The organism is Pseudarthrobacter chlorophenolicus A6 (assembly GCF_000022025.1).
Classification (GTDB): domain Bacteria; phylum Actinomycetota; class Actinomycetes; order Actinomycetales; family Micrococcaceae; genus Arthrobacter; species Arthrobacter chlorophenolicus.
Genome location: NC_011886.1, coordinates 1,950,050 through 1,963,165, shown reverse-complemented (window position 1 = coordinate 1,963,165; position 13,116 = coordinate 1,950,050). Strand labels below are relative to the sequence as shown.

Here is a 13,116-nt window from a genome sequence, read left to right as displayed (position 1 = left end):
CGCCTGGGGCCCCCACACACCACCAAAAACGCCAGGAAAGGTCATAATGACGAACCCGTTCGATGACAAGTCCGCAACCTTCTCCGTACTGGTCAACGAGTACCAGCAGCACTCCCTCTGGCCAGCCTTCGCCGCCGTACCCGAGGGCTGGGTGACCATGTTCGGCCCCGACAACCGGGAAGCGTGCCTTGACTACGTGTCGCGGACCTGGACGGACATGGCTCCGCGCAAGGTTTCCGAGCTCGCCGCTTCGCAGTGATCCGCGTAGAGAACGTCAGCAAGAGCTTCGGCAGCTTCAAGGCCCTCGACGGGTTGACCCTGAAGGCGGGGGAAGGAACCGTCCTCGGGCTCCTGGGGCCGAACGGTTCCGGGAAGACCACCACCGTCAAGATCCTCACCACGCTGCTGGCTCCGGACAGCGGGGACGCCCGGGTGGCAGGGCACTCCGTACTGGCAGCCCCGGACCTGGTCCGGCGAAACCTGGGCCTGTCCGGGCAGTACGCGGCCGTGGACGAAAAGCTCACCGCCTTCGAAAACCTGCACATGGTGGGCCGCCTGTACGGCATGAACCGGCGTACGGCCTCCGCGAGGGCGTCGGAGCTGCTTGAGAATTTCCGGCTCACGGATGTGGCAACCAAACGGTCCGGAACGTTTTCCGGCGGAATGAGGCGCCGCCTTGACCTCGCGGGTGCCATTGTGGCCCGGCCGAAGGTGGTTGTCCTCGACGAACCCACCACAGGGTTGGATCCGCGCGGCCGCCTGGACACCTGGGACGTCGTCTCCCGGCTGGTGGCCGACGGCACCACAGTGCTCCTGACCACCCAGTACTTGGAGGAAGCGGACCGGTTGGCTGACAACATCGCCGTCATCAACCACGGCAGGGTCATCGCCGAGGGGACGGCGGCGGAACTGAAGCAAAACGCCGGAACTGAACGCATCGGCGTCGTCATGCGCCATGCTGCCGACCTGCCGGCCGCAGCCGCCGTGCTCCACGCCGCCGCCGGCCCGGATGTCCGGCCCGAGCTGGATCCGCAGAACCTGGGCGTGTCCATCGCCGCCCCGCAGGGCCACCGCACCCTGGTGCGCATCCTGACCGAACTGGACGCCCAGGCCCTGCCAGTGGAAGAGGCCTCGCTCCGCAGGCCCACCCTGGACGATGTGTTCCTAAGACTGACCGGCCACGCCACCGCAGACTCAGTGACCGATGCCGAAACAGAGGGGGTCGCCGCATGACCGCCATTACCGCAGCCGCAAGGGACAGCTCGGTCATTGCCCGCCGCAACCTCCTCAACGTCCTCCGGACACCCGGTGCCCTGGTGACCGGCCTTGTGCAGCCCATCATGTTCGTGCTGCTGCTCGGCTTCGTGTTCGGCGGCACCCTTGGCGGCGACCAGTACCGGAGCTTCCTGATCGGCGGAATCCTGGCACAGACACTCACCTTCAACGCGTCCTTCACGGCCGTGTACCTCGCCAAGGACCTTCAGCTGGGGCTGATTGACAGATTCCGGTCCCTGCCGATGTCCCGTGGAGCTGTCATCCTGGGCCGCACCACCTCGGACCTCGCCACCAGCGTGTTGTCCGTTGCGGCCACTATGCTGTGCGGGCTGGCCATCGGTTGGCGGATCACCAATGGCCCCGGCCCCGCCCTTGCGGCGTTGGCCCTGCTGCTGCTCTTCGCCTTCGCGGTGTCCTGGATCGGCGCCGTGATCGCGCTGACCGCCCGCAGCGTCGAAGTAGCGCAGAGCCTGGGCCTCGTGTGGCTGTTCCCCGTCACTTTCATCTCCGGGGCATTTGTCTCAGTGGACTCCCTGCCCGGTCCGCTGCGGACCATAGCCGAATGGAACCCCGTGACCGCCGTCGCCACTGCGGCACGCGAGCTCTTCGGGAACGCGGCCCCGCCGGCTTCGGCGTTCCGGGCGGCTGGGCGGCGGATAACGCGGTACTCTACTCAGTACTCTGCAGCGTCGGGATCATTGCGGTATTCGCGCCACTGGCCATCACCCAATACCGGCGCATCAGCCGGCGATGAACAGCCACCCTGGTGACGGCACGGTTTACCTCACTGTTTCTTCCGCAGTTCTTGAGGCTGCCTGCGTACCGATTGGAGGTTTGACGGCCTGCCTCTCCCCTGCCGAAGCACAATCCGCCCGGCGCTTTGCCCGCCCCGAAGACCGCCTGGACTATCTGGCCTCCCATGCCTTGTTCCGGTTGATTGCTGCGCACCGGCTGGGGGGCGGGTTCGCCGAAGCGCCGAAGCTGGAAGTCACCCGGCGGTGCGCCGGCTGCGGGAGCACCGGGCACGGCAAACCGGCCGTTGCGGGGGCCAGCCTCAGCCTGTCCCGGAGCAAGGGCGCCGTGATGGTGGCCGCAGGGCCCGAGGGCGCCCCGGTAGGCGCGGATATCGAGCACATACCCGACACCCTGCACCACGGATTCGACCACTACGCGGCGTCCGCGGCCGAACGTGAGGCGCTTGCCCCCGGTGACATACCCGCACGGCTCCGCCTTTGGGTTGCTAAGGAAGCAGTACTCAAGGCGGCCGGGCTCGGCCTCAGCGTACCTCCGGCCGATGTCCATTTGGCCGGCGATCCAGCCGACGACGACAATTTCCCCACCCTCCGCGCTGACAGCCCTGCCCACCCGCAGGTGCACGGACTGAGTGCGGTTTTCCTTCCTGCCCCTCCGGGGTACGCCGCGGCCCTCTCCGTGGCCGGGCCCGCGTCGCTCTCCGGGCTGTCCTTGGCCGATTTACTGCCACCCGTGCGGGGAGCCTGACCGGAGGCTGCCGGCTTATGCAGTCTCTGGCGCCCCGTCGTTCTCCGGGGCACCGCCTGACGCCGGGGCGGGGTTTGCAGCAAGCGCCTGCCGGCGGCGGTAAATCTGGACGCCGATGGCTACGGGTATTGCCGTAACAGCGACTGCCCGCATCCACGGCCTGTCCAGGACGTGCCCGGTCAGCGCATCCAGGGACACCCGCCCCGGTCCCCCAATGGCGAAGGACGTGGCTGCGAGCCCAAGGACGGCCGGATATTCCAGGCCACCGTCCATGGCAAAAAAGCCGTTGGGTGCGTGCACGCTGGCCGCAACTCCCATGGTGGTGGCCGCGGCGGCCCCCGCCGCAGGGGTGGCAAAGCCAAGGGCAAGCGCCACTCCCGCCCCAGCCTCACCCAGGCCAGCCAGCATGGCACTGGCCTTGGCCGGCCGGAAGCCCATGGCATCCATGCCTTTGCTGGTTTCCTCGATGCCGCCACCCCAAACCACCCGAACAGCTTCTGCGACCCGTGAGCGACAAGCACGCCGCCAAGCGCCGCGCGGAACAGGGTCCTGGCGGCGGTGGTGGCTGCCGGCGTTACGTTTTCATGGCTCACGGTGGTGATCCTTCCTGACAGTGATGCGGACTCAAGCCTTGGCGCCATTCTAGGCATGGCGGGTCAAGGAGTGGATGGGTCCTGACCCACGTTCTGGAGAAGTGGGGTCGGAAGAGCGGGCCAGGGCCTACTGCGGACCACGTTCGAGATCGGCAAGCTCTGATTCGAGTTGCTGCGTCAGGTTCCGCAGGCGCCGTATGTGTTCCTGCGACACGCGTCCGGGTTGGCTGGTGACCTGGGCATCAACGTCAAAGACAGTGTTTGGGCTGTGCCAGACGTTGAACCATTCGAGGCCGTGCCCCAGGGCGTCCCGCGTGACGCCCTGGAGGAGGAGCACCGGCTCACGCGCGCTGATATGAAGTACCCGTGCCAGGTCCGCGTCGGACGATACGGCCTGCACCTGCCGTGGGCCGCCGGCCGGGTGGTAGCCATGGTCCCGCATGAGCCCCAGGAGCGACGTGTCTTCGAGCAGCTCTGCAGTGAAGTGGGGGAAAAAGTCCCGCGGAACCCACGTGCGCATGAAAGCAACGGGCAGGTCATCGAGGTAGCGGACTCGTTCGATCTTCCACGTGTTGGCGGTGTTGAGGGCCTCTGTCCCGGCCTGTGGAGGCGGTGACGGTTCGATGGCGACGACATGCGTGCGCAGGCGCTGGCCGTGTGCTGCCGCCTGTTCGTCCAATCCACCGGCCTGTTGCACGTGCCGGCGCAGTACCGGTGTTGCTGCCACAACACTCCCGCGGCCGCGCTGGCGCCTGATAAGGCCCAGGTCAGACAGGCCCGCCAGGGACTGGCGTACGACACTCCGCGACACCCCGAACTGCCGCTGGAGTTCTTCCTCAGTGGGCAAGGACGATCCCGGAGGAAGGGCAAGATCAACGATTTGGCGGTGCAGAATGTCCCGGATCTGGGCATGCAGGGGGCCGCCGCCTTCCCGGCTTAACCGGCCGCTTCGCCCGGACTGCTCCGCACCAGGTCCTGCTGATTCCAAACTCACGCTTACTCCTCTGCCGCTGTGGAAATGATAGCCCGCCCGCTCCTTGGAAGACCCCGGGAGGGGACACGGACGCCCTTGACGTGATTCATGCCACTGACTATTGTACGTATCAAAGGTACGTACAACTTGAAGAGACGCAGTTGGCGAACCCACAAGCTTCTACCCGCATTGGAGATCTCATGCGCGACCCGCGCTCGGTGCGCTGCACCTACTACCTGGAATCCGAAATGGAGCCGGCCAAGGCCGCTGCCATCATGGCCGGCGAGCAGTCCTCCGGCACGTTCCTCCCCGTCCCGGGCGAATCGGCCCGAATCCGTGAACGGCATGCAGCCCACATCGTCGATGTGCAGGAGTTCGGTTTCTGCAAGCCTTCCCTCCCCTCCCGGGCCAACCCCGAGAAGGTCCGCGCAGCCCTGGTCACCGTCGACTTCCCGATGGAAAACGTTGGCACCGACCTCGCGACGCTACAGACAGCCATTGCCGGCAACTTGTTCGAACTGGGCGACCTGTATGCGTGCAGGCTGCAGGACATGGTCCTCCCGGAGGACTTCGTGGCAGCCCACCCCGGGCCTGCCTTCGGCATCGGGGGGACCCGAAAGTTGATCAGCGACGTCCAGGGCGTCATGGTCGGCACCATCGTCAAGCCCAACGTCGGACTCTCCGAGGAGGAGTTCCGCCTGGTGGTAAGGGACCTGGCGATGGCTTCCATCGACCTGATCAAGGACGACGAGCTGATGACCGATCCGGCCTACTTGCCCCTGGAGCGCCGCGTGGCCGTGGCAACTGAGGAAATCCGTGCCGCCGAACAGGTCACCGGCCACGCCACCATGTACGCCTTCAATATCACCGGCGACCTTGCCGGCCTCCGGAAACGCCACGACACCGTGGTTGAGGCCGGCGGCCGCTGCGTCATGCTGAACATCCCGGTTATGGGGATGCCTGCCCTCGCCCTCCTGCGCAGCTTCGCCGAGGTGCCGATCCACGGCCACCGCGCCGGCCTCGCAGCTTCCATGCGGTCCAAAGCGCTGGGTATGGACTACCGGGTCTGGCAGCAGATGGCCCGCCTCGCAGGAGCCGACCATCTGCACGCCAGTGGCCTGGGCAGCAAGTTCTACGAGCTCGACGCCGAGGTTGCTGCAAACATCAGGAGCCTCCTCGAACCGCTGGGCCAAACCGTCACACCGCTTCCCGTGCTCTCCTCCGGGCAGAACGTGACCACCCCCGGGCCCACCTTCGAAGCGACCGGCACGACCGACCTGATGATGCTTGCCGGCGGCGGCGTCGCAGCCCACCCGGACGGTCCGGGAGCAGGGGTCAAAAGCCTGCGCCAGGCCTGGGAAGCAGCCGTGGACGGCATCCCGCTGCTGACGGCAGCCACCCGCCGGGCGGACACTGGAGATGCCGCCCTGCTCCATGCGGTTCAGACATTCGGGAAAGGTGCCTGACATGCCGGCTTTCGGTTTCGTTGCGGACGACCTCACCGGAGCCGCCGACGTCCTGGCCCAGGCGCACCGGTACGGCCTCGAAGCAGCCCTCGTCATCGGTGACGCGCCCCTTCCCACGGATGCCGCCGTCGTCGGCTTCGCGGGGCCTGCGCGCTCCCTTGCGGGGACCGCGTTCGACGCCCTGGTGAGCCGCGACCTCGCCGGCATCGCCGCCCTGAACCTGGACGTGCTGCTCTATAAGGTCTGTTCCACCTTCGACAGCTCCCCCACCGTGGGCAGCATCGGCCGGGGAATCGAACTGCTGCACGAACAGTTCCCGCTGCACGGGGCCATCCCCGTGATTCCCGCCCAACCCGGATTTGGCCGGTACACAGCGTTCAGCAACCACTACGCAACGTATGCCGGGCAGTCCTACCGGTTGGACCGCCACCCAGTCATGTCCCGGCACCCATCCACCCCGATGTCCGAAGCAGACCTGCGCGAGGTCCTGGCCGAACAGCTCACGTCAGGCACGACGCCGGGTGCGATCCACCTGCCGGCGTATGAGGACGGGACGTTCAAGGACGCCTGGGCAGACCGCCGGCACGAACCCGGCGCGCAGGCCTTCGTGGTTGACGCCGTGGATGAACACCACATGGATGCCGTGGCTGAAGTCCTGACCCGCGAAGAGCACGGCCACGGCCCGTCCATCGTCGTCGGATCCGGCGGCATCATGGCCGCGCTGGCGAGGACCCTCTCAGACAGCGTTCCGGCGGCACCCGGCGCTCAGGCCGCCTCCGGACCTGCGCTGGCAGTCAGCGCCTCGGCGTCGAGCACCACGGCGGAACAGATCAGTGATGCCGTGGCCCACGGGTGGGTGGAAGTACCCGTCCCCGTCGAATTGCTGGATCGCCACAGCCCGGCGCTCGTGGCGGCTTTGGACGAGCGCGTCTCCGCAGCGCTCCGCGCAGGCAACAACGTCGTCGTCCACACCACCCGCGGTGCCGGCGACCCCCGCTATGGCACCGCTAAGCCGGTCGATGCAGGCTACGTTGGCGCACTCATCGGCGGCATCGCCGCCAGGATCGCCCAAGCGGGCCTGACCCGCGACATCGCCGTCTTCGGAGGCGACACCTCCAGCCATGCACTCATCGCCATGGGAGTGCGCCAGCTCCGCGTTTCCGGGCAGTTCGTCACCGCCGGGCCGATCCTCAAAGCCGACGGCGCCTCCGCAGTTGCCGGATGCCGCCTCCTTCTCAAGGGTGGCCAGGTTGGCCCCACCGACATCCTGCGCCGGTTCGCCGGACAACCCCGGTAAAACCCCCCACAACGCACTTCTTCACGCATCACCAGAACCAATGAAAGGCGGCCCCCAATGCGGGCAGTAGTAAAGAACGCAGCAGAGCGCGGCGTCCAGTACGTCACCGACGCCGGCGACCCCAAGGCAGCAGAAGGCAACGTCGTCATCGAAGTCGGCGCGGCATCACTGTGCGGCACCGACCGCGAACTGTACGAGTGGACCCCGTCAGCACAGGCCTTCAACCTCAACCTTCCGGTCACCCTGGGCCACGAGGGCGCGGGCACCGTGGTCGAAGTTGGCCCCGGCGTCACCGGACTCAAAGTAGGCGACCAGGTAGCGCTGGAAAGCCACCTGACCTGCAGCCAGTGTTTCCCCTGCCGCACCGGCGATGCGCACACCTGTGAACGTACCGGCATTTTGGGCATGCACATCGACGGCGTTTTCGCTGAGTATGCAGCCGTCCCCCAGGACATCTGCGTGAAACTGCCTTCCGGGCTGTCCCTGGAATCGGGCGCCCTGCTTGAGGCCGCAGGCGTGGCCGTCCATGCAATCCAGCGCGCCAACTACTCGGTGGCGGGACGGGCCGTACTGGTCAGCGGCGCCGGACCAGTGGGCCTCGTGGTGGTGAACCTGGCGCTGCTCATGGGCGCCAGCCACGTCATCGCCGTCGACCCCAATCCCTACCGGCGCGCGCAGGCGGAAAAGCTCGGCGCCACCGCACTGCACCCCAACGACGGGATCGTCGAGCGCTGCCGCGAGCTGACGGGCCGCCGCGGCGGATTCGACGTCGGCTTCGAATGTTCCGGTGCGCCGGGCACCCTGGCAACCCTGTTCGAAGCCGTCCGCCGCGAAGCCACCGTCATCACCGTCGGACACCCCAGCCGCCCCGCCGAGGTGGACATCGCCGCCTACATCAACAAGAAGGGCATCACCCTGCGCGGCATCTTCGGCCGCCGCCTCTGGGAGACCTGGGAACAGAGCCTGCTGCTGCTGGATTCCGGCAAGCTCGAACTCGACTGGCTGATCACCCACCGTAAAAAGCTCAGCGAGATCGACGAGGCCGTCGAACTGCTCACCGGCGACGCCTGCAAAGTCCTGCTCATCCCCGGCCTCGGCTGACCCAACACACCACCGGAACGCCGTGCTATGGAGCACGGCTCCACCCCACTTAGCTATCCACAGGAGAAATCAATGTCGATTCCCATTAAGAAGGCCCTGGAGAAGGTTCCCGGCGGCATGATGCTGGTTCCGCTTGGCATCGGAGCCGTCATCCACACCCTCGCGCCGGACGCAGGAAAGTTCTTCGGGTCATTCACCGGGGCATTCTTCACCGGCCTGGCACCCCTCCTTGCCGTGTTCTTCGTGTGCCTCGGGGCAACACTCGAAGTGAAGTCCACGCCCTACATCCTCAAAAAGGGCGGCGTGCTCCTCGGCTCGAAGATCCTGTTCGCCGTCCTGATCGGTGTCATCGCCGGACGCTTCCTGGGGGAAGCCCCCATCGAACACGGGATCCTGGCCGGCCTGTCAACACTCGCCCTGGTGGCAGCGCTGAACGACACAAACGGCGGGCTCTACATCTCCCTGATGGGCCAATTCGGGCGTAAGCGGGACGCCGGCGCGTACTCCATCCTGTCGCTCGAATCCGGCCCCTTCCTGACCATGGTCACCCTGGGCATTGCCGGGCTCGCAGCGTTCCCTTGGCAGGCGCTTGTCGGAGCCATCCTGCCGCTGGCACTGGGCATGCTCCTGGGCAACCTCGACAAGAACATGCGCAACCTCCTCGCCCCGCTGGTCCCGGCAATGGTGCCCTTCCTTGGCCTCGCCCTCGGACTGACCATCAACCTCAACGCCGTCGTTGAAGCCGGGCTGCTCGGCATCGCCCTTGGCCTATTCGTGGTGTTCGTAGGCGGCGCAGTGCTGCTGCTCGCCGATAAGCTGACCGGCGGCGACGGCGTAGCGGGCCTCGCCGCAGCGACAACAGCCGGGAACGCAGCGCTGGTTCCAGCCATCATCGCCACGGCCAACCCCGTCTACGCCCCGGCAGCCGAACACGCCACAGTCCTGGTGGCAGCCTCGGTCGTCGTCTCCGCCGTGCTCTGCCCCATCGTGACCTCGGCCTGGGCAAAACGGGTCCAGAAAAAACAGTCCACGGAGTTAACAGATGGAAGTCCGGTCGAGGAGAAGCCTGTGCCGAGTCACACAGTGAAACCTCAGAACTGACGAACGTCATACCAAAAGGTCTGGGTGGGAAATGCTGAGATATCCCACCCAGACCTTTTGAGCTGCCCGTTGCCGGCCTGCGCGTGGATCCCCTGCCCGGGCCGGCACGGATCGAAGGCTACCTGGTTCGCTGCCCGCGGTTCTTCCGGAGCCTTTTGACGCCGAGGACCACGCCCACAGGAACGGTGAATATCAGCAGGAAGAGGGCGCCGATTCCGCGGACGGAAACGCCGCCGCCATCGTAGCCCTCAACTATGGCCTTACCGGGATTCGAATCACTGTAGATCACGGTGACGTCCCCTCCTACCGCGGGCTGCTGGTCATGGTCCACGGAAGCGAAGGTCGAGTAACCGGCTCCGTCAGCGGCCACATACTCCACAGTGATCTTTCGATTCGACGCCTTCCGCACGTCGTTGAAGTCCACAATGGTGCCGGTGGTGTGGATGCCGGTGCGCGCGAGCTCCTCATCCGAGTCGGTCATCGAGGAGCCGATCCCGATCAGCACCGGTCCCGCCAAGACCAATATCGCGACGAACGCGAAGCCTCCCAGACGGGCCCGGAAGGTCTGGCGTTTTGGCGGTAGAACGGTCTCTGAGGAACTCATGGCATCCATTCTTCCTGATTGTGGACCGCTGTCTCGAACCGAGGCCGAAGATGCTTGTCGGGCGAATCCCGGCCCTCTGGCCCAAACCTCCAGCCGCCGTCCCGGCCGCCCCTGGCATCAGCCCTTTTCCAATTAGTAAGCAATATAAGTACCGACTACTCGTGCCCATCCCGAACAATCCCAATAGCCTCACAAGTAGGCCCGTGACCACGCATTTGCACCGGGCAACCACAGAGGGAAATTGGGGGCACAGTGCGCAGAGCAGCGCCAGGGAATACCACTCGACATAAGACCGCACGTCCGGTAGCGCGTATCTGTCGGCTCCGCAGTAAAGCGATGGGCCTGGCCACGGCCAAGGTGCCGGGGCAGCTTCAATGAAAGAACTGCATGCCCTGGGCCACCCACTTTTGGACAGCTCCGTACTGGATCGGCTACGGGATGGGGTCGATAACGACTCGGATATTTGGCGGCTCTTCATCCGGAACTACATCGGGCTGCTCCCCCGCAGAATTGAACGGGTGCGGCTGTGCCTCACCAGCGCGGACTTTGAGGGAGCGATGGACTCCGTGCTCAGCCTCCGGAGCTCGAGTGAGATGGTTGGTGCTGAGCGCCTGGCCGCACTGGCAGGCCACCTTCAGGCGGCGCTGCGTAACGCTACCGAACATGACATCTCAACGACCTTGCCGGGAATGGCACCGGCGCACCTTGAGGACCTCAGCAGATGCGCCAACCAAACGAAAAACCGGCTGCTCCAGGTCCTCTCATAGCCGTGGGGAAAGCCTGATCCGGAACCCTGACACCGGCGCGAAGACCGCGCCACACGGAAGGGCCCGACGCCGGTGCTCCTCTTCAGCGCAGAGTTTCGGATTCCTCCAGGAAGTTGTAGTGATGCAAAACGTTCCCTAGGGTAGTAAGTACACTTAGTATCCCGGTTTCAGCGAGGACTGCTAGGTTTGCCCACCAAAGGAGAAGCACCGTGCCAGAAGAGACAAGCACCAACATTCCCGGCGTCCCGGCAAGCGAACCTGCCAGCCTGGAAGAACCGACAACACCGCGGGAGCCGCTCCCTCCCAAACCGGACCAGCGGGGACCGGAGGCCGTTTCCCCCACGGGAAGCCCCACCGGGGCGCCCGAGACGGCGCGTGCCCAGTCTGGCCAGTACCTGACCACCGCCCAAGGTCTTCGCCTCCGCGATACCGATCACTCGCTCAAGGCGGGCTCCCGCGGCCCCATCCTGCTGCAGGACCACCACCTGCGCGAAAAAATCACCCACTTTGACCACGAACGCATTCCCGAGCGCGTCGTCCATGCCCGCGGCGCCGGCGCGCACGGCGTCTTCCGTTCCTACGGCACCGCGGCGAACATTACCCGGGCGGGCTTCCTGGCCAAGGACGTGGAAACCCCGGTCTTCGTCCGCTTTTCCACGGTGCTCGGCTCCCGCGGTTCTGCCGACGCCGTGCGCGATACGCGCGGATTCTCCACGAAGTTCTACACGGACGAGGGCACCTACGATCTGGTGGGCAACAACATTCCCGTCTTCTTCATCCAGGACGGGATCAAGTTCCCGGACGTTGTCCATGCCGCCAAGCCCCACCCTGACCGGGAAATCCCCCAGGCTCAAAGTGCCCATGACACTTTCTGGGATTTCGTTTCCCTTCATACCGAGGCTCAGGCACACACCATGTGGAACATGTCAGACCGCGGCATCCCCCGGTCGTACCGGACGATGGAAGGGTTCGGCGTCCACACCTTCCGGTTCGTCAACGACGAAGGACGCACCACACTGGTGAAGTTCCACTGGAAGCCCAAGCAGGGCGTCCACTCCCTGCTGTGGGAGGAAGCGCAGATCATCAACGGCATGGATCCCGACTTCCACCGCCGCGACCTCGCCGACGCCATTGAGGCCGGCGCCTACCCGGAGTGGGAACTCGGCGTCCAGACCTTCCCGGACACCGAAGACCAGATGTTCGAAGGCATCGACCTGCTCGATCCCACCAAATTCGTTCCCGAGGAACTGGCACCGGTCCAGCCAATCGGCGTCATGATGCTCAACGCCAACCCCACCAACTACTTCGCTGAGACGGAGCAGGTGGCCTTCCACCCCGGCCACCTGGTCCCCGGCATCGATGTGACGAACGACCCACTGCTGCAGGTCCGGCTCTTCTCATACCTGGACACCCAGATCTCCCGCCTCGGCGGACCCAACTTCGGCCAGATCCCCATCAACCGCCCGCAGTCACCGGTAAACGACATGCTCCGCGACGGGATGCACCAGCAGGCCGTCCACTCCGGAGTCGCCCCGTACCGGCCCAACTCGCTGGACGGCGGATGCCCCTTCCTCGCCGGAGAAGACGTCGGGGCTTTCATCGACGTGCCCGAGGAAGTGGCCGCCGCCATCAAGGAACGCCGGAACCCGGCCTCCTTTGACGACCACTACAGCCAGGCAAGCCTGTTCTTCCGCAGCCTGAGCCCGGTGGAGCAGGACCACGTCATCCAGGCCTACACCTTCGAGCTGGGCAAGTGCTACGAGAAATCCATCCGGGAACGCCAGCTCGCAGCCCTCGCCAATGTGGACTCCGGGCTTTGCGCTGCGGTGGCCCAGGGCCTGGGCCTGCCCGCTCCGGAAGCGACGGAACAGGGGCCGCCGTCCGAGACCAGCCCTGCACTCTCCCAGATCGGCAAGACCTGGCCCGTTGCGGGACGCGTGGTGGGAATCCTCGCCGACGCGGACAGTGACCTCACTGCCGTGAACGCGGCCCGTCAGGCCCTGGACGCCCAAGGCATCGTCCCGCTCGTCATCGCGCCGTCAGGCGGATTTCTTGGTCAAGCGGACGACGGCGGGGTCCCCGTCCAGCGGACATACCTCACCGCGCGCTCCACGGAGTTCGACGCCGTCATCGTCGCCTCGGCAGCGGCCCCGGCGCCCGACGCCGCCCCCGGGCTCGATGCGAAGGCCGGCGCGCCGGGCGGCCGGGTGGATCCACGGGCCACACTCCTGTTAACCGAAGCATTCCGGCACGCCAAAGCCATCGCCTCCCTGGGCGCCGGCGCAGCAGCGCTGACAGCCGCCGGCATACCGGAGGATGCTCCGGGGATCGTCGCCGGCGACGACGCAGAGGCCCTGGTCACGGAACTCAGTGGACTCCTGTCAGCCCACCGGGTCTGGGACCGCTTCCCGGCCAGGACCGCCTGAGAAAAAACCAGCC

At 66.0% G+C, this 13,116-nt stretch carries 13 protein-coding genes; 10 read left to right on the top strand and 3 right to left on the bottom strand.

Going from position 1 to position 13,116, the window contains the following annotated elements; all coding sequences use genetic code 11:
* The first annotated feature begins 46 nt into the window (after positions 1-46).
* From ACHL_RS08810 to ACHL_RS08795, 4 genes are read left to right on the top strand one after another with little or no spacing between them, the layout of a single operon-like run.
* Positions 47-259 (top strand): MbtH family protein, encoded by a 213-nt coding sequence (locus tag ACHL_RS08810; protein WP_015936946.1) that lies wholly within the window; start codon positions 47-49, stop codon positions 257-259.
* Complete coding sequence (locus ACHL_RS08805) at positions 256-1,233, top strand: daunorubicin resistance protein DrrA family ABC transporter ATP-binding protein (RefSeq protein ID WP_015936945.1); 978 nt, start codon at positions 256-258, stop codon at positions 1,231-1,233. The genes ACHL_RS08810 and ACHL_RS08805 overlap by 4 nt, the downstream gene beginning before the upstream one ends.
* Complete coding sequence (locus ACHL_RS08800; RefSeq protein ID WP_015936944.1) at positions 1,230-2,045, top strand: ABC transporter permease; 816 nt, start codon at positions 1,230-1,232, stop codon at positions 2,043-2,045. The genes ACHL_RS08805 and ACHL_RS08800 overlap by 4 nt, the downstream gene beginning before the upstream one ends.
* Positions 2,026-2,775, top strand: coding sequence for a 4'-phosphopantetheinyl transferase family protein (locus ACHL_RS08795; protein WP_015936943.1), 750 nt, complete (start codon positions 2,026-2,028; stop codon positions 2,773-2,775). The genes ACHL_RS08800 and ACHL_RS08795 overlap by 20 nt, the downstream gene beginning before the upstream one ends.
* A 15-nt stretch (positions 2,776-2,790) precedes the next feature.
* On the opposite strand, the gene ACHL_RS08790 is transcribed toward ACHL_RS08795, so the two are convergent.
* Both ACHL_RS08790 and ACHL_RS08785 read right to left on the bottom strand, forming a co-directional pair.
* Positions 2,791-3,261 carry a DoxX family protein gene (locus tag ACHL_RS08790; protein ID WP_015936942.1) on the bottom strand — a complete coding sequence of 157 codons (471 nt, stop codon included), beginning with the start codon at positions 3,259-3,261 and terminating at the stop codon, positions 2,791-2,793.
* A 234-nt stretch (positions 3,262-3,495) separates the two neighbouring features.
* Positions 3,496-4,362 (bottom strand): GntR family transcriptional regulator, encoded by an 867-nt coding sequence (locus ACHL_RS08785; RefSeq protein ID WP_015936941.1) that lies wholly within the window; start codon positions 4,360-4,362, stop codon positions 3,496-3,498.
* A 179-nt stretch (positions 4,363-4,541) separates the two neighbouring features.
* On the opposite strand from ACHL_RS08785, the gene ACHL_RS08780 reads away from it, so the two are divergent.
* From ACHL_RS08780 to ACHL_RS08765, 4 genes are all read left to right on the top strand, one after another.
* A complete protein-coding gene (locus ACHL_RS08780) occupies positions 4,542-5,807 on the top strand; it encodes a RuBisCO large subunit C-terminal-like domain-containing protein (RefSeq protein ID WP_015936940.1) in 1,266 nt (421 codons plus the stop codon).
* Between the two features lies 1 nt (position 5,808).
* A complete protein-coding gene (locus ACHL_RS08775; protein ID WP_015936939.1) occupies positions 5,809-7,104 on the top strand; it encodes a four-carbon acid sugar kinase family protein in 1,296 nt (431 codons plus the stop codon).
* Between the two features lie 57 nt (positions 7,105-7,161).
* The gene (locus tag ACHL_RS08770) at positions 7,162-8,205 is read left to right on the top strand and encodes a zinc-dependent alcohol dehydrogenase (RefSeq protein WP_015936938.1); all 1,044 of its coding nucleotides are present in this window, start codon (positions 7,162-7,164) and stop codon (positions 8,203-8,205) included.
* A 72-nt stretch (positions 8,206-8,277) separates the two neighbouring features.
* Positions 8,278-9,306: a 2-keto-3-deoxygluconate permease gene (locus tag ACHL_RS08765; protein ID WP_015936937.1), complete on the top strand. Its 1,029-nt coding sequence runs from the start codon at positions 8,278-8,280 to the stop codon at positions 9,304-9,306.
* Between the two features lie 118 nt (positions 9,307-9,424).
* On the opposite strand, the gene ACHL_RS08760 is transcribed toward ACHL_RS08765, so the two are convergent.
* Positions 9,425-9,910: a DUF3592 domain-containing protein gene (locus ACHL_RS08760; protein WP_015936936.1), complete on the bottom strand. Its 486-nt coding sequence runs from the start codon at positions 9,908-9,910 to the stop codon at positions 9,425-9,427.
* Between the two features lie 374 nt (positions 9,911-10,284).
* Between ACHL_RS08760 and ACHL_RS08755 the strand changes: the two genes are divergently transcribed.
* On the top strand, positions 10,285-10,677 hold the full coding sequence (locus ACHL_RS08755) for an Hpt protein (RefSeq protein ID WP_015936935.1): 393 nt from the start codon (positions 10,285-10,287) through the stop codon (positions 10,675-10,677).
* Positions 10,678-10,886: 209 nt separating this feature from the next.
* Positions 10,887-13,103 carry a catalase gene (locus ACHL_RS08750; RefSeq protein WP_015936934.1) on the top strand — a complete coding sequence of 739 codons (2,217 nt, stop codon included), beginning with the start codon at positions 10,887-10,889 and terminating at the stop codon, positions 13,101-13,103.
* Positions 13,104-13,116 lie beyond the last annotated feature (13 nt).